Consider the following 24,831-nt stretch of genomic DNA (forward strand, 5'->3'; position numbering starts at 1 on the left):
TTAAACGCCAAAGGATAAAGGCGGCGCTTTGTCGGAGAAGACGTCATGAGTCTGGACGACCTTTACGCCATGATTCCCGAAATGCAATGCATCCCCGGGTGTACGGAGTGCTGTCGTCTTTTCGGAATACCGTCTCGCACGCGCGAGGAAGACGAACGCATTCGTGCCTTTCTGAAGGCTCATGGACGACAGATTCTTTCGGCCCAAGGGACGACCTGCCCTTACCTTTCCGACCAAGGGTGCACAATCTACCCGGTGAGACCTTTTACCTGCCGGTTTTTTGGAACGTCTAGGACGGCGCTGTGCCCTCGAGGGGCGCGGCCGGTAGAACTGCTCCATGAAGATGTGGAAGCGGAAATTCAACACCGTTACCGCTTATTGTGGCCGTAACCCATGAGCTTGTTCCGAGAATGGCCCTCATGAACTCATTCCGTCGGAACGCCCCATGGCGCAACGGGACGGTTCGGCTCGAGCCGCGCCCATGGGTCGCCTTCTCGAGAAGCCTTTCAGGGGTTCCGTGAGCATGGCGCCTCATGAACCCGTCAAACCGTGAGATATCACCATGGATTCTTCAAAAGCCGGTGTGAAAGATCGCAAAATTTTCTTTCGCCTCGCGGTATGCAGCGCCATTCTGGTGGCCGGCATCGCGGCTATGGCGGCTCTGTCTTCACTGAAAAAACCTCCGGCCCAAGCGGTCATTGAAGAACAAGCCTACAAGGTGGAAGTCCTGCAAGCCCATTCAGAAGATGTGCCGGTGACCCTGACCGGCTATGGGGAGGTCCACTCCATTCGGCGCGTGCACATCGCTTCCGAAGTCTCCGGAACGGTCATCGCGGTACACCCTCGTCTGTTTGTGGGGGAAATCATTGCCGAAGGCGATATCCTTTTTCAAATCGACCCGCGGGATACCCAATCGGCCCTTGCGGAAGCGGAAGCCTTGGTCTCTCAGCTGGAACATACGGTGACACGTCTGGAAAAGGAATGGGGCTTGGAAAAACGCCGCCTCAGGGTCCTTCAGCGCAGCCGCGATCTGGCATGGGCGGAATATCAAAGACTTCAGCGCCTTTACGACGAAAGCCGCGTGGGGACCAAGTCCGGAGTGGAAGCCGCTGAAAGGGCCTACAACCAGGCCCTGGATCAGTTGCAGCTTTTGGAACAGAGCTTGGCGCTGTATCCGGTGCGGCTGCGCGAAGCCCGAAGCAGCCTGGAAGCCGCTCGCGCTCAGCGCCAGAGAGCCCTGGTTCAGGTGGAACGCTGCACGGTTCGGGCCCCTTTTGCGGGGCGTGTTGTGGAAAAGTCCATTGAACTGGGGCAGTTCCTCAGCCCAGGCACGCCGGCGCTGACTCTGGCCGACGACTCCCTGCTGGAAATTCTAGTCCCCTTAGACAGTGACGAGGCGCGCCGATGGCTGACCTTTGACGAAAAGCCTTCGGCAACGGATCTGTCATGGTTTCACGGCCTGCGGCAGGTTCCGTGCCAGGTACGGTGGGTCGAAGATCCACAAGGGCACAGATGGAAAGGCTTTCTGCACCGTGTCGTGGCCTTTGATCGCACGAGCCGAACCCTGACCGTGGCCGTTCGCGTGTCCGGCCAAGAGGCTTCTGGAAAGGGCGCCCGTATGCCCCTGGTGGACGGCATGTTTTGCGCCGTGGACATTCCCGGTCGCACTTTGCAGCGCGTGGTGCGATTGCCGCAATGGGCCGTCACTTACGACAACAAGGTGTATTTGTCCGTCAACGGACGCCTTAAGACGGTTCCGGTGCGCGTCGCACGCCTTCAAGGGAAAGAGGCTTTCATCGAAGAAGGGATTGGAGACGGCGACTGGGTGATCATCACGCGGCTCGTCAACCCTCTGGAAAACATGCGGCTCGAGGTGGCCTCCTTCGAAAATCCGTCGTCCAAGGAACCCACGCCATGAAATCCCTGCTGGCCTCATTTGCCAGGAACAGAGTCTTTGCCAACATCGTTCTGGTCTTGATCTTCACCGCGGGGATCATGGCCGGCCTTTTTATGCTCAAGGAAAATTTTCCTGAATTTTCCCTGGATATGATCACCATCCAAGTGCCCTACCCTGGAGCCGACCCGGAAGAGGTGGAAGAGGGGATCTGTCGTAGGATCGAGGAAGCCCTGGAAGGAGTGGAAGGCATCAAGCAGATCACCACGCAGGCTCAGGAAAATGTGGGCACGGCCACCATAGAGGTCATGGAAAACGCTGACCTACGCGTGGTGCTCGATCGAGTGCGCGCCAAAATCGATGCCATTTCCACCTTTCCTGTGGATGCGGAGCAGCCCGTCATCACGGACGTGACGCTGCGCAGTCCCATCGCCTTGGTGTATCTTTCAGGGAACATGAGTGAGGAGCGGCTCAAGGAATGGGCTGAACGGGTCAAGGACGACCTTCAGGCGCTTCCTGAAATTTCTCAGGTGGAAACCTTTGGCACGCGCGATTACGAAATCCACATCGAAGTGTCGGAAGAGACCTTGCGCCGCTACGGCTTGACCTTTGCCCAGGTGGCGGACGCCGTGCGCCGAAGCAACCTCAATATGGCCGGGGGCACCATCCGCACCGAGGGCGAAGAGGTTCGCGTGCGCACCGTGGGGCGCCGATACCGGGGCGAAGAACTGGCATCTTTAGTGCTTCTCGCCACTGCCGACGGCGCCATGATTCCCTTGGGGCGCGTCGCTCGCATCGTGGACGGCTTCACGGAAGACCCCATTCAAGCCTCGGTCAACGGACAGCCGGCCGTGATGCTTATCGTCTTCAAGACATCCCAGGAAGACGCTCTGGCCATCTCCAGGGCCGTGTCTCGGTACGTGGAGCGCAAGGCGCGGCAACTTCCAGATTCCCTCCATATCAAGATTCTCTACGACACCACGGACATGCTTCGAGCCCGCATTCACCTCTTGCTTCGAAACGGCCTCTACGGCCTCACCCTCGTGCTCATTCTTCTATGGCTTTTCTTGGATCTTCGCCTGGCCTTTTGGGCCGGCATGGGCATTCCGGTTTCCATTGCCGGGGGGTTGGCCATCATCTGGGGTCTCGGCGGGACCATCAACATGATTTCCCTTTTTGCCTTGATTATGGTCTTGGGCATCATCGTCGATGATGCCATTGTGGTGGGTGAATCCATCTTCGTCCATCGGCAACGCGGTGAATCGCCTCTGAGGGCCGCGGTGGAGGGGACGGCGGAAGTGATCTTTCCCGTCTTGGCCGCCGTGACCACCACCATCGTGGCCTTTATTCCTCTGGCCTTCGTCGGTGGCATTATGGGAAAATTTATCGCCATTTTGCCCCAGGTGGTGGTGGCGTGCCTTTGCATTTCTCTGGTGGAGTGCCTGGCCCTTCTGCCGGCACATCTCAATGAGCTTTCCGATCCGAACCATCGGGCATCCAAGCTCGGTAGCGTGCGACGGTTCCTCAGCGGGGTACAGCACAGTGTGCAGCGCGGAACGAACTGGTTCATTGAAAGGATTTATGTGCCGTCGCTTCGCTTTTTTCTTCAATGGCGGTACATCGGCATGTGTTCGGCCATCGCCGTGCTTCTCATCAGCGTCGGCGTCATTCGAGGAGGCATCGTCAAGTTCGTCGTCTTTACCGAAATTGACGGTTTCGTGATCAACGCCACCATTCAATTTCCGGAAGGCACCCCCGCGGACGTGACCCGCGAGGCGGTCACGCGCGTGGAATCCGCTCTGTTGCGCCTCAACGACCGGCTCAAGACCCGCACCGGAAAGCCCATGCTGGTGGACCGCTTGGTGCTGGTCGGCCAGACCCTGGGACAAATTCCGCTCCAAGGTCCCCATTACGGAGCCATTCAGGCCATTTTGCTGGACTCCGAAGAGCGCGGCATTCATTCCAAGGACATCATGGTGGCCTGGGAAAAGGAAACGGGATGGATTCCCGGCATCAAGGCCCTCACCTTTGAAGGAATGGAAGCGGGGCCCCCTGGAGCGCCCATCGAAGTGTGGATTCAGGGAGAACACATGGACTCTATCGTGGCCGCATCGGAAGAACTTATGGAACGGCTGCGACAATTCGACGGTGTGTACCAGATTCGATCCGATTACGCGGCAGGCAAGAGAGAACTTCGGCTGCGCTTGAAACCCGAAGCCCGCACCCTGGGCCTTACTGTGGACGATTTGGCCCGCCAGATCTATGCGGGCTATTACGGCGAAGAAGCTTTGCGCATTCAGCGAGGCCGGGACGATGTTCGCATCAAGGTGCGCTACTCGGAAGGGGAACGCCATGACCTGTCACGGCTGGACCAGGTGCGCATTCGCACACCGTCAGGATCGCAGGTGCCGCTGCGCTCCGTGGCGTCCTTTGAACAGGCTCCTGGCTACGCCGTCATCACGCGCACGGACGGCATGCGCCGCGTGGCCGTGAGTGCCGCGGTGGACAGCGATCGGGCCAACGCCAGCGAAATCTTTCAGGACCTTTCGGCCAACTTTTTCCCGGCGCTGGAAAAGCGCTACCCAGGGCTGCGCATCGCTCTGCAGGGTGAAAAGAAAAAAATGCGGGAATCCCTCGCCAGCCTCAAAGTGGGCTTCCCCTTGGCTCTGCTCGGAATTCTTATCATCATCGCCACCATCTTTCGATCCTACGTGCAGCCCATTATCATCATGCTCACCATCCCCTTTGGCCTCATCGGCGCCGTGGTGGGCCATCTTCTCATGGGCTTTGATGTGTCCATTATGAGCCTCTTTGGTATGGTGGCCCTCACCGGCGTCCTGGTCAACGATGCCATCGTGCTCATCGAACGGGTGAACGAAAACCTGGCCGAGGGCATGCGTTTCTTTGACGCCGTGGTGGAAGCGGGTCGCCGCCGTTTTCGAGCGGTCATTTTGACGACGGTGACCACCGTGGGGGGCCTCATGCCCTTGATTCTGGAGACGGACTTTCAAGCCCGATTCCTCATTCCCATGGCCGTGACCATGGCCGCCGGCGTGGCCTTTGCCACGGTGCTGACCCTTGTCTTGATTCCGTCGCTTCTGGCCATCCTGAACGACCTTCGTTTGCTCGTGTATCGAGCGCGGCACGGCCGGTGGCCTTCGCGCCGAGAGCACGTGGAACCCGCGCGCCGGCGCAGAGACAACGGCGAGGAAACACCGCCATCCCGGGCGACGGACGCTTTGGCTGCATGAAACTCGGCAGCTCAATGAGGCGGCAGAGGCCGCTCAAGCATCGCGGATTCCGACATGGTGCTTTAAGGCCTGAGCCTTTGACCTGCCGGCTGAGCGTATGGCCGGGACCAAGAGCCTGAAGCGGCTGCGGCCTCAACGGGCTTTCAGGAGGACAACCGACGTATGAAACATGGTCACGACTTCATTCGCCCATGGGTGGCGCTCCTTTTGCTTTTATCTTTTGTGGCTTTGGACTTCGTCGAGGCCTTTGCGAAAGGTTCGGCTGCAGCCGCCGAGACTTCACCCCAAGGCCCCGCCGTGACGCTACCGGCCGTCTTGGACCTCAAGACGGCCCAGAGGCTCGCTTTGCAAAGCAACCCCTCCCTGCAAGCCGCCCAGGCGAGAGTGGCCCAAGCCCGGGAAAGGGTTCGACAGGCCTGGTCGCGGTACTTACCGCGCGTGGAAGGCACCGCCAGCGCCAGCCATGTGCGTTCGCCGCAAAACCAGGAACAAACCTTGCCGTCGTCAAAATTTTCCTCCACAACTTCGGGCATCTTTTACCCCGAACGAGAAGACATTTACCGCGCGGCTCTCAACGCGACGCTTACGCTTTTTGACGGCTTTCAGCGGGAATTCGCTCTGGCCGCGGCCCGCTTCAGCGAACAGGGATCCCAGGCGGCCTACCGGGAAGCGCAGCGCGTGCTGCTGCGTGCCGTGGCCGACAGCTACTTTCAGGCTCAATTGGCCCGCCAGCGCCGCCTCATTGCCCAGGCCGACGAAGCTTTTAACGAACGGCAACTCAAAGATGCCCAGGCTCGAGAAACTTTGGGGGCTGGTTCGTTAAGTGATGTCTTGAACTTTCAGGTGCAGGTCAATTTGGCTCGATCCCAAAAAATTCAGGCGGAACAAGAAGAACGCGTGGCCTTGACGGGCCTTGCCGCCCTTATGGGCTTAGCCGAAGGCACCCTCAGCGAACACACCACCCTCGCCGCTCTTCAAGAACCCAATGCCAGCCTGCTTCAAGTCCCTTCGATCCAGAAAGCCCTTGACGAGGCCACCCAATATCGGCCGGATCTGGAACAGGCCCGCTTTGCTCTCCGGGCCGCTCAGGCCAACGTGGGGTCGGCAAAATCGCGCTTTTTCCCGTCTTTCAACCTTTTCAGCACGCTGGAAGGATCCCGAGCGAATGACGGCCACTTTCAGGCCGACGATTTCGGATCTTCCATAGGTATCGCCCTCGTCGTGCCGCTTTTTTCGGGTGGTGAGGACGTTTTCAGGGTTCGAGAAGCGGAACAGTCCCGCAGGGAAGCCCAAAGAACGCTGCAGCAAGCCATCATCGAGGCCGCCTCCGAAGTGCAGGCCGCTGTGGAACAGATTCTCAGTGCCCAACAACAGTTTCGGCTGCAAAAAGAAACCGCCGCCTTGGTGGAAAAAACCCGGAATTTGGTGGACAAGGAATACGCGGCGGGACAAGCCTCGCTGGTGCGCCTCACGCAAGCCCAGCGAGACCTGGTGTTGGCCCGAAGCCAGCTGGCGCAAAGCCGCATCGCCCTGGAAAGCGCCTGGATACGACTCCGCGCCGCCACGGGCCGCATCCTCGACGATTTTTAGAACCCCCCCGGCCCACACCTGCCCTGACTTTCCCCCCGGCGGTGTTCGAAATAGCGCCCATCCATGGCTCGCGGCCCAGCCAGCCCGTGAAGGAAGAAAATCCGGCAAAAACCCATCACAGAACCTGGGGCATCCAGGTGCTTTTGAGAGCGCCCCACAGTGCGCCCAGGGGCGTGTCAAAACCACATAGAAACAGGAAATTGGAAGGCATGGCGCCGTGCAGCGCGTCCACGAAGGCGCTTTGCCTTGGGCTTCCTTGATGCACGCCGTGCCGACATGTTCGCCGTATTGGCCGGCCAAGAAGGCCACGGGACCTGACAGATAAGAAAAAGAAAACGGCGGCCGTGGTGACCACCGCAGCCTGTGCCGGATGTGGCACCTGCGCCGCCGAATGCCCCACGGGGGCCATCGTGATGCATCACTTCACCGACCGGCAGATCCTGGATCAGATCGAAACGCTGCTGGCCGAAAAACCCGAAGAAAAGATTCTCACCTTTGCATGCAATTGGTGTTCCTATGCGGGAGCCGACGCGGCCGGCGTGTCGCGGCTTCAGTACCCGCCCCACGTCCGTCTGCTTCGAACCATGTGTTCAGGGCGGGTTGCCGAATCCTTTATCTGGCATGCCTTCCGCCACGGCGCCCCGGTGGTTTTGGTGAGCGGCTGCCACATCGGCGACTGTCATTACATCAATGCCAATCATTGGACGGAAAAACGCATCGCCAAGGTGCGACGGAAAATGGAAAAGCTGGGCATCCGCCCCGAAAGACTTCAACTGGCCTGGGTCAGCGCCGCCGAAGGGGTGCGCTTTGCCGGCATCATGAACGACATGGAACGGCTTCGCCAAAGCGTGAGCGCCGAAGAAATCGCCGAAACCGTGCGGATTCTTAAGGAGCACGGGGGCTTCACGGACCCGCTCACCCCCCACGACACGGCGCCGACCCCGTCACCCTCAAGCGATCTTTCCGTCGCCCCGTGACGACGGTGTCACGGCGGCGGCATAGACCCTCTCCAGGCGCTCGGCGACATAGCGAATGTGAAACTGGCGGGGAAAGCCTTTTCCCATGCGAGACCTAAGCGCTTTCAAAGCCAGAGGGTCTTGGGAAAAATGGGAAAGAGCACGGGCCAGGGCTTGCGCATTTCCCGGCGGCACAAGCACGCCACAGGAAGCGCGGCGCACCACCCACCCCACGCCGGATTCGGGAATGTCGCTGGCCACGACGGGGAGGCCGTAGCGCAGCGCTTCCAAAAGCACCACCCCAAAGGCTTCCGTCTTTTCCAGAGACGGCAGGCACAGCACATCGGCGCTCCCCATCAGCGCCCAGAGGTCCATGTCCGGAAGAAAGCCCGTCAGCGTCACCCGATGTTTCACGCCCAACGCGCCCATGAGCTTTTCCAGTGCGGGGCGGCGCTCGCCACTTCCGGCAATGATCACTCGACACCCAGGAACCTGAGCGGCGGCTCGAAGGAGCACGTCATGGCCCTTGTAATAGCTGAGGCGCCCCACTGCCAGCACGCGAAGGGGCCGGCCCGGCCCCCAGAGAACTTGGGCACGGCGCATGGGAAGTTCATTCACAGGGGGCAGCCTTTCCGGATCCATACCCAAAGGCACCACATGGCATTTGGCGCGGTGCCCCCGAAGGGGTTCGCTTCCGGCCAGATAATCCGGGGATGTGGCAACGATGGCCGCCGCCCGTCGCAGCACGGCCTGTTCCATGGGCCGATACGTGCGGTACAGTGCGGCCAGACGCCGGTCGATCCGTGAAGGCACCACGTCCGCATGCCAGTGCACCACCCAGGGAAGGCGGCGCGCACACGGCAATATCAGCGCCCAGAAGGCACTCGTGTTGGGAAGATGCAGATGCAAAAGCGCCGGACTTTCCCGGCCGATGATGGATCGAAGCGCCAACGGAAACCCAGGGCTCACCGGAGCATGACTCACCTCACCCCACGTCGGCACCAGCCGTACCCACGGCTCCAGATCTTCACCTGAGCGGCCGTGAGCCAGCACCACAGGGCGCCATGGCCCCCATGTGGCCTGAGCACGCACCAAATCGGCCACAAAATTTTCCATGCCCCCCTTAAACGGTGGAAAATACTTTCCCACATGCAGCACCGTGCGCCCGGTGTTCACCGCTTTGCACCCATTCTGGAGCTTTGCACCCACAATTACTCCCCCCTACCCGCATGCCGTTCTGGCCCTCAGGGTCCTTACCACTGTACCGACCTCTTTTTTTCCCGCACAACCCTGGGCATCAACCCGCAGGGCATTTCAAAAGCTTTCTACGAGGAAGGGCTTGGGGCCATGCCGAACCCAGTACGCAAGCCGTTTGTGCGAAACAGAACACCGCGTTTCAAGGGAAAAAGCATATCGAACCCACGGAAAGCCACATGTCCAAGAATGGACCCGGGGCTGCACGCTATGTAAGCACTTCATGGAAGCAATAGCGTTTCGCGGCGCCTACTGCTCGCACATGGCACAGGGTCGGCACAAGGGCTAAGGTCTGATAGGCACAAGGGCTTTGACAAGGGTCTCGTAAGTGGAGGTCTGAAATGGACCGTCCATAAGGACGTCGAAATCCTTGTAGTGCGGATTGAAAAACCGGCGACCTTTTCGCACCACATAGGGGTGCGTCAAGAACACATAGGTCAGAAACGCTTTGGGCAGGGCTCGTCCGGGGTAGAGGCATAGCAACGAGCACGGCAACCCCTTTGCCACCTCGTTGACCCGATGCTCGTAATCCACGACCTGATGGGCGCCAAGAGGATGCTCGAGAAGCCATAGTGCATCCGAGATCACTCGCACCCCGGTGAACCCCATTTCCAAGGCGGATCCCACACAGGATACCAACAACGAAAGCACACGGTCGGGATCAAAGGCGCCGTTGGACAGGTAAAGGCTTTCTGCGCGGTGAAAGGTCACCTGATGCGCCCGAGGTTGACCGGTGCCATCCACACAAGGGGAACTCAAGATTTTTTGTCCCGCTCCTTCCATGTTCGAACCGACACACAGGATTTGCTCACCCCTCACGAGACCGTCGCAGAGAAAAGACTCTATCAAGCTATTGCGGTCTTCCCGAGTGGCGTAGCACGCGCAGAAGTGCTGTGCATGGGCCTTGGCTTCTCGTGGATTCTCAGTCATGGCCACCCCTTTGGTATGGATGCTGTCTTTTGAATTTATTTTAACATAGTTTTGAAAAATGACAGTTTTTTTATGACCGGTTGCCGACTTTATCCTGAGATGCCATCGCGGGAGCGACGGCATTTTGCCTCGCACGACAACAACATCTTGCCAGCCGGAAGTGAAGAGCGGTTGGCTTAAGGACGTTTCGGCCGAAGCTTGGGCCAACCGCTTGGTGGAGATGCATGTCCGGCCGTGAGCTTGCCGCGTCTTGACGCGCTCGGCCCATGTGGTAGGGTACGGTGCGACAAGGGCTGCTCAGGCCTTTCCCTCGTCAAAGTATAGGGCGTTGGCGTGGGGGGTGTGGACGTGGCCGAAACGTGGTGGGAGAACCTTTCGTGGAGCACAAAGATCATCGAAAGCTCCTTCGGTACCGATGGTTCATTTTCGCCACGCTCGCCTTTGCCTACTTCTTCGTGTATTTTCATCGACTCAGCCTATCCGTGGTGGCCGAGGAACTGGCCAAGGAATTCGGGACCTCCGCCGGGGCTTTGGGATTCTTGGGATCCGTCTACTTTTACTGTTATGCTTTCATGCAGTTTCCGGCAGGGCTGCTGTCCGATACCATTGGACCGCGTAAGGCCGTCAGTGCCTTTACGGTCGTGGCCGCGGTGGGCAGTGTGCTTTTCGGGGTGGCCCCCAATTTGACGACGGCTTTTGCGGGTCGTTTTCTTGTGGGACTGGGAGCCGCCATGGTGTTCATTCCCACCATGAAGATCTTGTCCCAATGGTATCGCCCGATAGAATTCGCTTCTGTTTCGGGCATTCTTAACGCCGTCGGGGGCATGGGAATCCTTGCGGCCACATGGCTCTTGGCTCGGCTGACCACGGCCTTTGGCTGGCGTTTGTCATTTGAATTCATCGGCGGGATCAGCCTCATCATTGCCGTGCTGGTCTGGGTCGTGGTTCGAGACCGCCCGGAAGCCAAAGGCTGGAAGCCATTGACCGTCGCACCGGCCGGGCCAAAAACGACAGAAAATCCCGCAAGGACCCCATCCCTTCGACAGGGCATTGGGCACGTGCTGGCGTCTTCACAATTTTGGCTCTTTTCCCTCTGGTCCTTTGTGAACTACGGCATCTTTTTCGGCTTTGGAGCTCTGTGGAGCGGGCCCTACCTGATGCATGTCTACGGCATGAGTCGAGAACAGGCGGGTTCGGTGCTGAGTCTGATTGCCTGGGGCATGATCTTCGGAAGCCCCGCGCTGGGCTTGCTTTCCGATCGCGTTCTTGCCAGCCGCAAGAAACCGCTCATGGCCTGCGCTCTCGCCATGACTCTGGAACTGGGATTTCTTCGGCTCTTTCCCTCCGGGCTTCCCACCTGGGCTCTGATGCTTTTTTTCCTTCTTTTTTCCATCAGCTCCTCGTCCACGGTGGTCGTCGCCTTTACGGCCGTCAAGGAACTCTTTCCCATCGAGATTGCCGGAACCGCCCTAGGTTCACTCAACCTCTTTCCATTTCTCGGAGGCGCCGTGGCCATGCCTCTTCTCGGCTGGATTTTGGACCTTCGAAGCGGAGCGTCCAAAGCCTTTGGTTATCCTCTGGAAGCTTACACGACGCTTTTGTCCTGCTTGTTCTTTTCCTCCCTGGTGGTGCTGACCGCCACCTTCTTCATGCGCGAAACCTATCGGGATTGAATCCGACCCTTTTGTGTACACCGATTTTCAACCGAACGCCTCTCCTTAAGGCACGTCCGCCACTTCTAAGAACACGCCGGTGTGGGGACTCCTTTTTTGTTTTCTTGGAGCAAACTCTTGGACAAAGCATGCAAGAGTCTTGACGAAAGGCTTGTCGGGCTGGCGTCTGTCTCAGCATGGCACGGAGCACCCCCTGAAGACGCGAGAGAAAACCCACCGGGTTTGCCATCCAAGGGCGTGCCGAAGACCGCCACGACGCTTCGATCCGAAATCCCTGGTCACCTGGCCGCCCGCTGGGGATCCAGGGCTTTGCACAGAAGAGGGTCCAGGGAATCGCCGGCCAGCAGGTCCGCGCTCAGACGGCCTGTAACCGGAGCGAGAAAGATGCCCTTGGTGGCATGGCCTGTGGCCACCACCGCGTTGCGAAGGCGCTGGAGCCGGCCGATGTATGGCAAACCGTCCGGGGTGCAGGGTCGAAAGCCGCGCCAAATTTCTTTGACTTTGAGAGGGGCCAGTCCCGGCAAGGTTCTAAGAAGGTCACGTTCCATGGCCTCGATGCGTCGTGCCGAAAGCCGATCGTCCAGGCCGCAGAGTTCCAGGACACCCGCAAGCCGAAGGGCATGGGCAAACGGCGTCACGGCCACCCGCGCTTCTTCCAAGAGCAGCGGCACACAGGAAGCAGCAGCGGGTTTTTCGTAAGTGATGCTGAATCCTTTGGCCGCTTCCACAGGCAGTCTGCGACCCATCATGGCGGCCAGGCGCCCCGTCCAGGCCCCCGCCGCCAGCACAAACTGGTCCGCTTTCACGGGCCCTCTCGTGGTCTTGAGTTCCCTGAGCTGAAAACCAGCCAAGGTGGCGCCGTAAACTTCGGTCTCTTCCAGGATATGGCCTCCAGCACGGCGCACCTGTTCTGCAAGCCACGAGACAAAAGCCGCCGGATTCAGACGCCCGTCCGGTTCCTGCAGGACGCCGCCGAGGATGGATCTTCCCACGAAAGGAATCCGTTCGCGAACCTCATGCGCATCCAAAACCCGAGCCGGGCGGCCGGCTCGCGTCAGTTCTTCCGCATCCTTGATTGCCGCCAGGAACGCATTCCGGGTTTCATAAAGGCACAAAATCCCGCTGCGATCGTACTCGTAGGCCGAACCGGCACCTTGCGCCAGGGCATCGTGGAGTTCCAGGCTTCTGTCTGCCAGTTCTTTGAAAATCCCTACGGCATAGCGCACATGCCCTTTGGTGCTGTGGCGCACGAAACGGCCGAGCCATACCCAGCGTCGGGGATTTGCCGAAAGGGCGATGGAAAAGGGGCCGGTCGAGTTCAGCAGGTGCCGCACGCCTTCCTTGACATTTCCCGGGGAACACAAAGGCTGCAGATGGCTCGGAACGATGAGGCCCGCATTGCCGTAGGAGCTTCCCGCCGGTAACCGCCCCTTTTCCAGCACGGTGACCGTCGCCCCCTGCTGTCGAAGATAATAGGCGGTCATGAGCCCCATGACACCGGCTCCCACAATGGCCACATCCGGTTTTTGTGTCCCCATCGTCTCGTCCTTTTTCAGGCCTGAAAGCCCTTTGCCCGATTTTTCCTCACCACGATCACGGCCGGCAGCCATACTGCCAGTTTCAAGACCTTCTGTCGATCCCCTCCTCCTGATTAGGGGGTCACATCTTGATTTATGTAGAAGTGATGCCTCATCGGCACCCTTTGTCCATAGGTCCTTGTGATTTTACGACAAGATGAAATGTCTAGGATTTCTTATGCGATTTGCGTAAAGCGCAGCTCAGCTTTTCGGAAACGGCCTGAGCTGCAAGGAAAGGTCCGGCGTCCCCGTGTTTCCATGATGCTGCGAACAGGATCACACCGTTCGAGGACTCTCGTCCTCAGGGCAGGTCTTTTGATCCATGCGGTACGATCGAGGGCCGCCATGATGGCCAGGGGGAAGACAAAGCAGTTCGGCGGATCAAGAAAACTGTGGTATGGATTTTTAACCGAGAAGGAGCAAAACCATGCGTGTGGGCATCCTTAAAGAAATCAAGCCGCAGGAATACCGTGTGGCGGTGGTGCCGGAAAATGTTTCGCAACTGGTGCGCGACGGGCACTCGGTCATCGTACAAAGGGGAGCTGGAGTCGGTGCCGGATTTTCGGATGAGGCGTATGGTGAGGCCGGAGCTCGGGTGGTGGAATCGCCCGAGGAGGTGAGCGACGGGGCGGACCTGCTGGTCAAGGTCAAGGAACCGGTTGAAGAGGAGTTCAGCCTCTTTCGAACAGGGCAGATTCTATTCTGTTATCTCCACAGTGAAACGCGGCCCAAGCTTGTGGATATGCTTCTTGAAAAGCGCCTCACCGCCATTGCCTTTGAAAATGTGCGTGAATCGGACGGTTCCTTTCCTCTGCTTCGCCCCATGAGCGTCATTGCCGGGCAGCAGGCCGTGCTACAGGGCATGCAGTTTCTCTGGAATCACCGCGGGGGCGTGGGGAAAAGCCTGGTGGCCTATCCCGGGCTAGAAACGCCGGTGGTCGTTGTCCTTGGAGCGGGGGAAGCGGGCCGTCAGGCGGCGCGCGTCGCTGCAGCCTTAGGATGTCGCGTGCACGTGTTTGACATCAACCAGCGCACCCTTCGCGCGGTTGCGGAAACCGCATCGGCCAACGTGCATCTTCACAACGCCCATGTGGTGGATGTGACGCCTTATGTCATCGAAGCGGATTTGGTGGTAAACACCGCCACGGTGCCTCCCCATAGCGACCATCACGTCATCGACCGAGCTCTCGTGCGGCGCATGAAAAAGGGAAGCATCATCGTGGATGTGACGGCCAACCTTCGCGGCGCCGTGGAGACCATCGACCGCTACACCACCCACGCCGACCCGGTGTGGGTAGTCGACGGCGTGATCCACTATGCGGTCACCAACATTCCGGGAACGGTGGCACACACGGCCTCCCAAGCGCTGGCTCTTGAGGTTTTTCCGTACTTGAGGGCCCTTGCTCAGCATGGTATTCCAGACGCGTTGCGACGCTCACCGGCACTGCTGGAAGGGGTCACGGCCATCGGTGGCACGCTGACCTGGCATGACGCGGGAAAATTTCAGCAGCGCCCCTGGATACCGCCTCACGAGGCTTTGAAGCGCCTCTAGACACACGCGCTGTGGCCCCGTTTGTTTTAGCCACCCTGCCGAAGCATGCCGGCGTTTGGACGCCGGCCGGTTCTTGACCTGAAACGAGAGCAAGGAGGCAATCATGAAACGATGGGCAACGAGGCTGTGGATTGTGAGCATGGCGACGGTGTTTCTGTTGGGGCTAAGCGCTCCAGCGCCGGCCGACACCCTTCAGGAAATCCTTCAAAGGGGAGAGCTTCGCGTAGCCGTTCAGACGCAAGGCCCTCCCTTCAGTTTCGTGGACAAAAACGGCGTGCGAACGGGAAGCTCTGTGGAATTCTGCAAACTTATGGCCCAGGAGATGGGCGTCAAAGTCACCTTTCTGGACTACGACTGGGACGGCCTGATTCCGGCGCTTCTTTCCAAGAAGGCCGATCTCTTGGCCGCCGACATGACGGCCACTCTGAAACGCGCCCTCAAGGTGTCCTTCACCGATCCCTTTTACTACACGGGAGCCGTCGTCTTTGCGAAAAAAGGCAGCACCTTCAAGAGTATTGAAGACTGCAACAAAGAAAATGTGACCATTGCGGTTCTTCTGGGAAGCACCGGAGAAGTGGAAGCCAAGCGTTTCTTCCCCAAGGCCAAGATCAAATCCTATAAGGGCGGCGGCCCGCTGCTCATCAACGCCGTGCTGGCGGGCCACGCGGACATCGGCGTGAACGACGAAACCGCCGTGGTGGGCCAAATGCAGGAATTCCCGCCAAACAGCATCGAGATTCTTCCCATTCGTCTGTCCAAGCAACCTTTGGCCTTTGCCGTGCGTCCAGAAGACACCCATCTATTGCAATGGATCAACCTTTTCTTTCAATGGATTCGAGAAGACGGGCGCTATGATGAGAACATCAACTACTGGGTGAAGTCTTTGGATTGGAAAAAAGATCACTGAGGCCGGCATGCTGGAAGCCTTTAACTTTCGAGTGCTCCTGGACTACATGCCGCTCTTTGGCAAAGGGCTGTGGGCCACCGTGTGGCTCTCGGCCCTGTCGCTCTTTGGGGCCTTGCTGGTGGGGATTCTCGCCTGCGGCGCCCGATTGTCTCGGCTTGGGTTCCTTTCGGCGGCAGCAGCAGCGTATATCGAAGCCATACGCTCCACGCCCCTGCTGGCCCAGCTCTACTTCTTGTACTTCGGGCTGCCGAGCCTTGGGGTTCGGCTGCCCGAGCACCACACGGGTATTTTGGCTCTGTCGCTCAATAGCGGCGCGTATATGGCTGAAATCCTTCGAGCTGGAGTTCTTTCGGTGTCCTGGGGGCAGATCGAAGCGGGCATCGCCTTTGGCCTAACCTATTTGCAGCGCATGCGCTACATCGTGCTGCCCCAGGCTCTGGGCATCACCATTCCGCCGCTTCTCGGCCAGGCCATTGTGCTGGTCAAGGACAGCGCTCTGTTGTCCCTCATTTCCGTCTTTGAACTGACCCGAGCCGGCCAGATCCTCACATCCGAGCGGTTCATGCCCGCCGAAGGTTTTTTCACCACGGCCTTGCTTTATCTGATGATCTACTATGCGCTCAAAACCTTGTCGTCCTGGTGGCAAAAAAAGCTCATCTTTGTTCACCCGGCATAGGAGTGCACCTTTTCGACCATGTGGCTCTATTACCTCAAACAGCTGGCCCAGACTCTGCCTTTTTTTCTCAAGGGCCTGTGGATGACTGTGGCCGTTTCGGGCCTGAGCCTCGTCATGGGCACGGTCATCGGGTGTGTGACGGGCATCGTTCGCGCGTTTCGAGTGCCCGTGCTGGGAAAACTTCTTTTTGCCTATGTGGATTTCATGAGGGGCACGCCCTTTCTGGTGCAGGTTTTTATCATCTTCTTTATTCTGCCCGAATGGGGAGTTCATCTGGAAGCCTTTACCGCGGCCGTCGTGAGCCTCACTTTGTACGCGGCGGCTTACATTTGCGAGATCGTGGCAGCGGGGCTTTTGGCGGTCCCTTCAGGCCAGATGGAAGCCGCCAAAGCCTCGGGCCTCAACTGGTTTCAGCGCATGCGTTACGTGATCGTTCCTCAAGCCATCAAAACCATCCTACCACCGCTTGTCGGACAATACGTGCTGCTCATCAAGGACTCGTCGGTGGTTTCCGTGATCGGCGTCACCGATGTAACTCGCGTGGGCTGGTTCACGGTGCAGCGCATTCCGGAAGGGCTTATGGTTTTTGGGTTGGTGGGGCTTCTATACTTTGCGGTCTGTTACCCTTTGATCCATCTGGCCAATTACCTGGAAAAGAAGCTTCACATGGACTTTGTCGGGCTTTAAAACCCGTCGCCTTCATGGGCGCAGCGGAACTCAAAGAAGGCGGAATCTGCACCAGGGCCGCATCTCTGTCGGGGCTCTTCAAGACGGTGAGCGCGCGGTGGATGCTTTACTTTGATGCAAACGAAGCCCGGGAAAATGTGCAAAGGCTGGCTCGTGCCGCAGAACGCCAAAAACGCGCCGGCGAGATGTGAAGTCTTTGACCGCTTGTTCGTTAAACCCAATAGAGGGGCTCGGGTCCAGCTGGCAGGGAATGGTCGTCGACCTTATCACAGAGGCCACACCGTGCGTAGGGAAGCCTAGGCCCCGCTCGAGAAGACGTGTTGCAGGAGCACCGCAAGCCCGAAAATGGCCTCGTGGCCGGCGCCGTTCCTACAGCATCACGCGGAAGGCACAGTCTCAAACCGCTTCCCCCGCCAATCCATCGGTCGGTAGCCGAGCTTTTCATGGAGACGGTCAGCCGTGCATGTGGAAGTGAACACAAGGGGTTTTATTGGGATGTGACAAGAGGAAAGCGCAGCCTAAAGGTGGTCCCTCGGCCGGGTGTGGTGTGAAAATCCATCACACCCCCCAGTTCCTGGACGATTTTTTGGGCAATGGCCAGGCCTAGGCCTGTGCCTCGAGCCCCTTTCGTCGTAAAAAGAGGATGAAAAATCTTATCTTGGACTTCGGGTGGAATCCCTCGCCCCGTATCCTCCACTTCCACACAAATCCAGCGGTTTTCCTGAACAAAGGTTCTCAACGTGACGCGCTTTTCAACGCTTTCTTCGCCAAAGGCTTCCAGGGCATTGGTCATGAGGTTCAGCACACAGGAATGAAAGGCCTCCACATCCCCAAATAGATAAGGAAGATCGCAGACCGTTTCCAGCTCCAGTCGAACTCCTTCCTCCTGGGCCCGCTTACTCAGTTCCTGATACACATCGTTGATCACATCATTGATGGCTATGGCCTCTCGACGCCGGCTTTTACCGCGCGCATAATCCAACATCTCCAGGCTCAGGCGCGCGATGCGATCCATGTTTTTTCGAACCATGTCCCAGCCCTTTTCCAGCCGGCCCCGATCCCCTTGGCTCAAAGCCTTTTCCACCATGTAGGCTCCGAGTTTCATCCCATAGAGGATGTTCTTCACCCCGTGAGCGACCTCCGCCATGGCTTCTCCCATGGCCGCCAGCCGGGTTTGTTCGAGAAGACGGGCCTGGAGCTCTTTGACCTCCGTTATATCCTTAAAATAGCCCACGGTGCCCACTTCCTCGCCGTCCTCGTAGAGCAGGGCCGCAGAAAGCAGAATGGGCACGAGGCGCCCGTCCTTGGTTCGCGCCGTGGTTTCGTAGTTAACCAGGTACCCCGGCCCACCGTATTCCTGTGAATAGATGAGCTTTTTCACGCGGCGCGCCTCCCCTTCAGGATAAAGGGACGTGACCTTGAGACCGCAGACCGCCTCTTCCCGACTGTAGCCATAGATGCGCGATGCTCCCTCACTGAACAAAATAATGTTGCCGTCCCGATCGTTCACGATGATTCCGTCCATGGACGTTTGAATGAGGTTGTGTTCGAAGTCGTAGCGCTTGCGGATTTCGTCGGTGGCTTGTTTGAGCATGCATTCCAGGTTTTCTGTGTATTCTCGAAGTTTTTCGCGCATCCATATTTTTTGCTCAGCACGCCGAAGCGCCACACTCAAGGCGTTATCACTGATGGGCTTGTTGATGAAATCCGAAGCCTCCAGCTGCAGCGCTTGAATGGCCAGTTCCATTTGGCCGTGCCCCGTGATCATGATGACTTCGATGTCGGCGTTGAGATGCTTGATTCGGCGAAGGAGCTCAATACCGTCCATGCCCGGCATTTTGATGTCGGTGAGGACGATTTGCGGCGGATGGTTGGCGCAGATCTCCATGGCGCTGTAGCCGTCTTCGGCGCACAGGACTTCATAGCCGTCGCTTTGAAGACTCAAAGCCAGCAGCTCCCGCGTACTTTCCTCATCATCCACCACAAGAATCCTTCTCATGGCCCACTCCGCCTTTGTGGAATCACACGGCACGCCACCCCGCCCACATTTCCGGCTCCTGGCACGCGGGAAAGGTCAGGCGAAAGGTTGTGCCCTGGCCCTCTTCGCTGTGCACTTCGATGCTTCCTCCGCATTCCTTGATGATGCCGTAACTGATGGAAAGCCCCAAACCGGTCCCTCGCCCCACTTCCTTGGTGGTGAAGAAAGGCTCAAAGATGCGTTCCCGAATCCCTTCGGGAATGCCCGTGCCCGTATCACGGACCATCACCACCACTTTATCGCCTTCCTGAAAGGTCCGGATGTACAGGACCATTTCCTCGTCCTCGCCTCTTTGCCGCTTCTCTTCCATGGCGTCCCGCGCGTTCATGACCAGATTGAGAAAAACCTGCTCCAAACGATTGGCCACCCCGAGGACGGGAGGCAGTCCTTGGGCCAAATCCAGTTCCACGCGGATCTCCCGCAGTCGAAGCTGTTGGCCCAACACGGTGAACACGTCCTGAATGGGGCGGTTGATGTCCACGGGCTCCATTTCAAAGGCGTCCGACCTTCGGCCGAATTCCCTCAAATGATTGATGATACCGGAAGCCCGTTCCACTTGCTCAACAATTTGCGTCGCCACTTTGGCCATGGTGTGCGCTTCGACGGGTTCACCTCGGCGTACCTTCTTTAGGAAAAACTCACACCCAATGCGAATGGCGTTCAAGGGCTGGTTGAGTTCGTGGGCCACCCCTGCAGACATTTCGCCCAAGGTGGCCATCTTGGCCGCTTGAATGAGTTGCGCTTCCGTCTGCACGCGATCGGTGATGTCGGCAATGTTGGCGATGATGACGTCCCGGCCCAAATGCAGCCGAGGGCATGAATGAATATTGACGTAAAGATAATCCCCGCTCTTTTTTCGATGCCGCACTCGCGGAAGAAAGATGCAGGCTTGCGTGGCCAACTCTCGAATCTTTTGGGCGTCTTTTTCTTCCGCCAAATCCAAAAAGGACATGGCCAGCAATTCTTCGCGGCTGTATTCGTAGGTTTCCACGGCGCGAATGTTCACATCCAGAATGTGAAACGTCTCCAGGTCCAGAACGAAAATGGGATTGGGATCGTTTTCAAACAAAGACCGGTACTTGGCTTCGGACTCTCGAAGTTCCCTTTCAGACGCGCGCAATCGTTCGGTCATGGTGTTGAACGATTTGGCCAAAACTCCGATCTCATCGCGGGAATGAACCACAATGGGCGTGGACAAATCCCCGGCGCTCACGCGTTCAATGCCCTGAAGGAGCTGCTGTAAGGGCCGGTTGAGAAATCGATGGATGAGCACCACAAGGATCGCTGCAATGGTTATCACGGCACAACCGGCCAGAAGAAACATGTGGGTGCGCATGCGTTCCAAAGCCCGGTCCATGCCTTCCAGACTCACATCGATGTCCAGAACCCCCAGCACTTTTTGGTCCGGTGGGTGCACATGGCACGATCCGTTAAAGCAATCCGGCTCGTTATAGATGGGATTGATCATGCCTAGGACACGATAGCCGGCTTCGGATTGAAAAATCCGCGTTCTCTCCGCCGTATCCAACCGCTCAAAGGGTTCTTCGCGCGTATGGCAGGCGTAGCATTGTTCGGCCGATTTGTCCAAATAGGTGCCCATTTCGGCCTTGTGAGAAGAGTAGATGATTCGGCCAAGAGCATTGAAGATGCGCACTTTATCGATCCGCTCGTGTCCTCCGATGGTGTCGATGGCACGATGCAGCCGCTCCGGCTGATACTGCAGCATGTCATAGCGAAGGGATCGGCGCACGATTTCACTCGCCAAATGAACGCTTCGCACCATTTCGTCTAGCGTCTCGCGGCTTTGCGTTTGCAATGTCCCATAAAAGAACACGGCAAAGACGACGGATGTGACGGCGCCGACGACAAAAATGAGTCTCAAGCCAAGGGATCGGTACCACATGACCTAGCCCCTCACCGGGCTTGCTCCGTGCCGGCGCATGTGGGCTCCCCTATTCCCAAAAACCCGAAGCCTCAAGCGTAGGAAAGATTTGCGCGACGAGAGAACGATTTCAGAAAAGGGAGAGTTCCAGGCAGAACAACTCACGCCCCATGAGTTGGCTCACGATGCGCCGCTGTCTTGAACAGTTTCGCCTAGAAAGGGCGATCCTAAAGGTGTTTGCGCCGAGGCCAACACGGCCGGCCTCAGGCTTTGCGTCGCGATAGAAGGGTTTCCACGTTGCGCAAAAGATCCTCGGGGTCCACGGGTTTTTCCATGAAGATGTCCGCCGCAATCCAGTCCAGGTCTTCTTCCACCGAACGCTGGTACCCTTTTTCCGAACTCGGCCGACCCGAAACAATGAGGATGGGCAGGCCGTAAGGGCCTTCCTTTTTCTTGATTTTCGCGGCAAAATCCAGCCCTTCATGCATGGTGGCCATCATGATGTCCAAGATGAGAAGATCAGGCTGGCGTTCCTGCAACAAAGCCTCCCCACGAACGGTGTCCGTCGCTGCATAGACTTCGTACCCGTTGTCCCCCAGAATCGTTTCCATGGCCTGGCAGATTTCTGGGTCGTCGTCGATGACCAAGATTTTTTTCGCCGTGCTCATACCACCCTCCTTTGTTGCAAGCGCCCACTCCTGCAGGCTTGGGCCTTCGCTCCCCGAAGGTCGTCCGCTTTGCTCTCACCATATCCCCAAAAAAGCGCGGTGCCAAGGCCTCATGCATCTTGGCACCGCAATAAACGCCCCCGGCAACCGCCGATTGACGGGGCCCTGTTTGAACATGTCTTTTCCTGGAGCTATGCACGCCGCGATGCCTTGATCAGCGCCACGCCGCTCCCAAGCACCAACCGAAAGGGCCTTCTCGGACAAGCTCCTCAGGGGATCGGACGGAATCCTAAGAAGAGCCTTGCCGGCCAGAATCCTAAAGATAAAACAGCCAGATCATACCCAACATGACCACCGGGAAGATAAAGGTCATCCCAAGGCCGGCCTTTAAATAATCGGCGGTGCGGTAGCCTCCAGGCCTCATGATCAAAGCATTCACCTGGTGTGTAGGCAGAATAAAGCTATTGGAAGCGGCCAGGGCCACCACCAAGGCCGTCATCCGAGGATCCGATCCGGTAAGGATGGCCATGTTCATGGACAACGGAACCATCAAGACCGTGGCGCCCACGTTGGAAACGACTAGGGTAAAGGCTGAGGTGAGCAGAGCCACGAGGGCCATCAACCCGATGGGCGGCACGTGACCGACGGCCGACAGAATCTTATTGGCGATAAAAGCCGCCGTGCCGGTCTGCTCAAAAGCAATGCCCAGAGGGATGAGGCCACCGAGCAGGAAAACCGTCATCCAGTCCACGGACTGGTACGCTTCTTCAATGGACAAGACCCTGGTGACCACCATGCCCAAAGCGCCGGACATGAGGGCCACCGAAAGACGGACGTCAAAAAAGACCGTCTGCGTCAAGGCCAAGGCCAGCCAAAAAACCGCCCATTTGGCCTTTTCCGGCCGAAGGATTTCGCCTTCCAGGGGAGTGGCGAACGTCAAAGCACGAGGCTGGGGCATGTTGCGAAGCATATGGAAACGCGCCCAGATGCCCTGCAAGAGAATGATATCGCCGGCTTTGAGGCGCACATGGTTCACGCCCGAATAGTAGATGCGGTCCTTGGTTTGCACGGCGACGGGGTTGAGCCGAAAGCGTTGCACAAAATCCACTTCGCTCAAAGTTTTTCCGATCAATTCAGAGCGCGGGGACACAATGGTTTCCGCCAAGCCGGCATTGGTTCGAGCAAAGTCGTCGGCAAAAAATTCCAAATTCGGCTTCACCTTCCATCCATAATAGGCGGCCATCTTGAGCACACGATCCTCGTCCCCTAAAACCACCAGAACATTTCCGGGCCCTACGGTGTCTCGGCCTTGAACGGAAAAGCGCCGAGAGCCCGTGCGCGGGTTTCCGATGGCCACCACCGAGACGAGAAAGTCCTGGCGGATGCGCAGGGCTGCGAGGGCCTGTGGCCCGGAAAAGCTCTCCGGCACCTCCACTTCATAGGGCACATCCAAGGCATTGTAGGCACTGATGAGCTTGGCCGTGATGCCTGCATCTTCCTCGCCCTGGACGTCCGGAAGGATTTTTCGGCCCAAAAGGGCAAAGTAGACCAGAGCGCTGACCAGAAGGGCGACGCCAATGGGGGTCTGGGTGAAAAGATTGAAGGGTTCAAGCTTCTGGCCTTTGACCACAAGAAGGTCATTGAGGAGAATGGTCGGGCTGGCGCCCACCAGGGTAAGGGTCCCTCCTATGATGGCACAAAAGCCCATGGGCATGAGCAGCCTGGAGATGGGTATGCCCAAACGCTTGGAAACCCTTTGGGTGGCCGGCAAGAAAAGCGCCGCGGCCCCGATGTTTTGCATGAAGCTGGAAATCACACCCACCGTGCCGGCCACAAGGCACATGATGCGCGTTTCACTGCGTCCTCCAAACTTGATGATGGGAGAGGCCACCTTGTTCATGACACCTGTCTTATCTAAACCCGCCCCGATGATGATCACGGCAATAATGGACACCACGGCGTTGCTGCTTAAGCCTTCAAAAGCCTGCTTTGGGGTGACAAGACCCATGAGGGGCAGGATGACCATCATGATAATGCTGACCACATCCACCCGAACCCATTCAGAGATAAAAAGGAACACCGCAAGGAAGAGCACCAATAGAGTCAGAATCATGTCCTGGGTCATAGAGCCTCCTTCACCTGCCCGACCATCCTCGCTTTCTTTCTACCTTCAACGGTTATCTTTTCGAAACCAGTAGCAGAGAAAAAAAACCGCGGCCACTAAACCAACGGAAAACACAAAATGTCCCGTCATGCGCTTCCCTTTCTGTGCTGCCCGTCTCCACGTCGTGCCCACACGCTCCAGCCCCCTTGGTCCGCTTTCAGACACAGACTTCTTCCCGGAAAGACGACCTTTACCCCTTGTGTTCACCAAAGGCCGCACTTCCAGGAAGAAGAGCCTTGTCTTTGCAGGCACGCGACCATGATTTTTCAGTGGGCCAAACAGTACACGGGGATCACCCGGGGTTCTTCGCCGGCAAGCGCCTCTTCAGGCATGTCTGGTTCGCTGATGACAAACTCGATGCGCTTGATCTCTTCATGCACTTCCCGCACACAGTCTTCCACGGAACCCGTCTTAAAAACGTGCGTACACGAAATCCCTCGCCCTTGACACAGTTCTTCCAGCTTCTTCACACAGGCGACACAGGAACGCTCATACTCTTGCACGATCTGCTCCATGGCCGCCGGCGTGCGGGAAGCATCTCGAGGAAGCGGCACCACATTCAAAACCACAACGTCGTACCCCATGCGCTCGGCAAAGCCCACGGCGTAATGAATAACAGGATCCGATATGCGATCTTCGCGGCCCACCACAAGAATCTTGCGCCGAGCCAACTCTGCCTCGCGAAGCATGTCCTGAGCCTCGCTTGCTAGGCCGGCTTCCGCAAGGCTTGCCGCCACCATCTGCTCTTCAACCCGTTCTCTGAGCAGATCCTTTTTTTCGGTCACGGGATCTTGGGTCCGGGGACGATCCTTTTTCATCATTTTCTTGATCTTCTTCAGCATCTTCATCCCCCCTTTTGTGGATGTGGTCAACGCCGGCACGCTTGCCACAACATTCTAAGTTCGATACATTCGAGCACGAGGGCGATCGGACGGACGAGAGCGTTTTTGGGAATGCACCGTCGCGCGCTCCTCAGCGCCTTTTCGCATCAAGTCCCGGGCGGTCTTCCAATCGCCCGCTTCGGCAAAGGACACCGCCGCCGCCATGGCCTCCAATTTTTCTTTCCACCGTTTCATGACTTCCTCCTCGGTTTTAGGGTTCCCGGCATCGCCTTGCACCCTCTGTGGTTATC

General features: G+C 57.9%; 18 protein-coding genes and 1 pseudogene. 10 read left to right on the forward strand and 9 right to left on the reverse strand.

Annotated features, from left to right (window positions below; genetic code table 11):
* Positions 1-45: 45 nt before the first annotated feature.
* From EDC27_RS02405 to EDC27_RS02425, 5 genes and pseudogenes are all read left to right on the forward strand, one after another.
* The gene (locus EDC27_RS02405) at positions 46-390 is read left to right on the forward strand and encodes a YkgJ family cysteine cluster protein (protein WP_123289014.1); all 345 of its coding nucleotides are present in this window, start codon (positions 46-48) and stop codon (positions 388-390) included.
* Between the two features lie 172 nt (positions 391-562).
* Positions 563-1,918, forward strand: a complete 1,356-nt coding sequence (locus EDC27_RS02410; protein ID WP_123289015.1) for an efflux RND transporter periplasmic adaptor subunit — start codon at positions 563-565, stop codon at positions 1,916-1,918.
* Positions 1,915-5,145 (forward strand): efflux RND transporter permease subunit, encoded by a 3,231-nt coding sequence (locus tag EDC27_RS02415; protein WP_123289016.1) that lies wholly within the window; start codon positions 1,915-1,917, stop codon positions 5,143-5,145. The genes EDC27_RS02410 and EDC27_RS02415 overlap by 4 nt, the downstream gene beginning before the upstream one ends.
* A 162-nt stretch (positions 5,146-5,307) precedes the next feature.
* Complete coding sequence (locus tag EDC27_RS02420) at positions 5,308-6,735, forward strand: TolC family protein (RefSeq protein WP_123289017.1); 1,428 nt, start codon at positions 5,308-5,310, stop codon at positions 6,733-6,735.
* A 320-nt stretch (positions 6,736-7,055) separates the two neighbouring features.
* A pseudogene (locus EDC27_RS02425) lies at positions 7,056-7,628 on the forward strand (hydrogenase iron-sulfur subunit); the annotation flags it as partial.
* A 57-nt stretch (positions 7,629-7,685) separates the two neighbouring features.
* Here the strand turns inward: EDC27_RS02425 and EDC27_RS02430 are convergent.
* The gene (locus EDC27_RS02430) at positions 7,686-8,900 is read right to left on the reverse strand and encodes a glycosyltransferase (protein WP_148045658.1); all 1,215 of its coding nucleotides are present in this window, start codon (positions 8,898-8,900) and stop codon (positions 7,686-7,688) included.
* A 330-nt stretch (positions 8,901-9,230) separates the two neighbouring features.
* On the reverse strand, positions 9,231-9,875 hold the full coding sequence (locus EDC27_RS02435) for an MEDS domain-containing protein (RefSeq protein WP_170161529.1): 645 nt from the start codon (positions 9,873-9,875) through the stop codon (positions 9,231-9,233).
* A gap of 377 nt (positions 9,876-10,252) precedes the next feature.
* Between EDC27_RS02435 and EDC27_RS02440 the strand changes: the two genes are divergently transcribed.
* On the forward strand, positions 10,253-11,548 hold the full coding sequence (locus tag EDC27_RS02440) for an MFS transporter (protein ID WP_123289155.1): 1,296 nt from the start codon (positions 10,253-10,255) through the stop codon (positions 11,546-11,548).
* A gap of 278 nt (positions 11,549-11,826) precedes the next feature.
* Here EDC27_RS02440 and EDC27_RS02445 read toward each other — a convergent pair whose 3' ends face one another.
* Positions 11,827-13,086 (reverse strand): NAD(P)/FAD-dependent oxidoreductase, encoded by a 1,260-nt coding sequence (locus EDC27_RS02445; protein WP_170161530.1) that lies wholly within the window; start codon positions 13,084-13,086, stop codon positions 11,827-11,829.
* A 466-nt stretch (positions 13,087-13,552) separates the two neighbouring features.
* Here EDC27_RS02445 and EDC27_RS02450 point away from each other — a divergent pair, with 466 nt between their 5' ends.
* From EDC27_RS02450 to EDC27_RS02465, 4 genes are all read left to right on the forward strand, one after another.
* Complete coding sequence (locus tag EDC27_RS02450) at positions 13,553-14,677, forward strand: alanine dehydrogenase (protein WP_123289022.1); 1,125 nt, start codon at positions 13,553-13,555, stop codon at positions 14,675-14,677.
* 103 nt (positions 14,678-14,780) lie between these two features.
* The gene (locus EDC27_RS02455; protein ID WP_123289023.1) at positions 14,781-15,584 is read left to right on the forward strand and encodes an ABC transporter substrate-binding protein; all 804 of its coding nucleotides are present in this window, start codon (positions 14,781-14,783) and stop codon (positions 15,582-15,584) included.
* Positions 15,585-15,591: 7 nt separating this feature from the next.
* Positions 15,592-16,260 (forward strand): amino acid ABC transporter permease, encoded by a 669-nt coding sequence (locus tag EDC27_RS02460; RefSeq protein WP_123289024.1) that lies wholly within the window; start codon positions 15,592-15,594, stop codon positions 16,258-16,260.
* A gap of 18 nt (positions 16,261-16,278) precedes the next feature.
* Positions 16,279-16,947 carry an amino acid ABC transporter permease gene (locus tag EDC27_RS02465; RefSeq protein ID WP_123289025.1) on the forward strand — a complete coding sequence of 223 codons (669 nt, stop codon included), beginning with the start codon at positions 16,279-16,281 and terminating at the stop codon, positions 16,945-16,947.
* 487 nt (positions 16,948-17,434) lie between these two features.
* On the opposite strand, the gene EDC27_RS02470 is transcribed toward EDC27_RS02465, so the two are convergent.
* The 6 genes from EDC27_RS02470 to EDC27_RS02495 form a co-directional block, all read right to left on the reverse strand.
* Positions 17,435-18,946 (reverse strand): ATP-binding response regulator, encoded by a 1,512-nt coding sequence (locus EDC27_RS02470; RefSeq protein ID WP_123289026.1) that lies wholly within the window; start codon positions 18,944-18,946, stop codon positions 17,435-17,437.
* A gap of 22 nt (positions 18,947-18,968) precedes the next feature.
* Positions 18,969-20,888, reverse strand: coding sequence for a sensor histidine kinase (locus tag EDC27_RS02475; protein WP_123289027.1), 1,920 nt, complete (start codon positions 20,886-20,888; stop codon positions 18,969-18,971).
* Positions 20,889-21,130: 242 nt separating this feature from the next.
* Positions 21,131-21,535 carry a response regulator gene (locus tag EDC27_RS02480; protein ID WP_123289028.1) on the reverse strand — a complete coding sequence of 135 codons (405 nt, stop codon included), beginning with the start codon at positions 21,533-21,535 and terminating at the stop codon, positions 21,131-21,133.
* A 316-nt stretch (positions 21,536-21,851) separates the two neighbouring features.
* Entirely contained in the window at positions 21,852-23,660 is a 1,809-nt protein-coding gene (locus EDC27_RS02485) for an SLC13 family permease (RefSeq protein ID WP_123289029.1), read from the reverse strand.
* Positions 23,661-23,965: 305 nt separating this feature from the next.
* On the reverse strand, positions 23,966-24,541 hold the full coding sequence (locus EDC27_RS02490; RefSeq protein WP_123289030.1) for a universal stress protein: 576 nt from the start codon (positions 24,539-24,541) through the stop codon (positions 23,966-23,968).
* Between the two features lie 54 nt (positions 24,542-24,595).
* A complete protein-coding gene (locus EDC27_RS02495; RefSeq protein WP_123289031.1) occupies positions 24,596-24,775 on the reverse strand; it encodes a hypothetical protein in 180 nt (59 codons plus the stop codon).
* Positions 24,776-24,831 lie beyond the last annotated feature (56 nt).

Origin of the sequence: Desulfosoma caldarium, from assembly GCF_003751385.1 — a bacterium.
GTDB lineage: Bacteria > Desulfobacterota > Syntrophobacteria > Syntrophobacterales > DSM-9756 > Desulfosoma > Desulfosoma caldarium.